This is a genomic window from Pseudomonas sp. SIMBA_068, from assembly GCF_046534705.1.
Taxonomy (GTDB): domain Bacteria; phylum Pseudomonadota; class Gammaproteobacteria; order Pseudomonadales; family Pseudomonadaceae; genus Aquipseudomonas; species Aquipseudomonas putida.
In genome coordinates this window covers 1-249 of the sequence record NZ_JAWRYI010001219.1, presented here as the reverse complement: position 1 = coordinate 249, position 249 = coordinate 1, and the positions used below count along the sequence as shown (strand labels likewise).

The window sequence follows — 249 nt, the reverse complement described above, 5'->3', positions numbered from 1 at the left end:
CGTTCAGTTTAACTGCACCTTGTTTTATCATGCGCATCGCTTCTGATGTGCTTGCAACTAAATTAGCTTCTTTTAATAAGTTAGCGATTAAAATAGTGTCTTCTGCAATGGTTACTGTCAGCTCAGGAATTTCATCTGGCAGCGCTTTTTTCTGAAAGCGTTGAATAAAATCGTTGTGCGCAGCTTGTGCATCTTCTTCACTATGAAAACGTGCAATTAGCTCTTTAGCAAGTTCAATTTTGATATCGC

1 pseudogene is annotated in these 249 nt (G+C 38.6%); it reads right to left on the bottom strand.

Annotated features, from left to right (window positions below):
- Positions 1–249: pseudogene (locus SB756_RS33420) on the bottom strand (tyrosine--tRNA ligase); the annotation flags it as partial.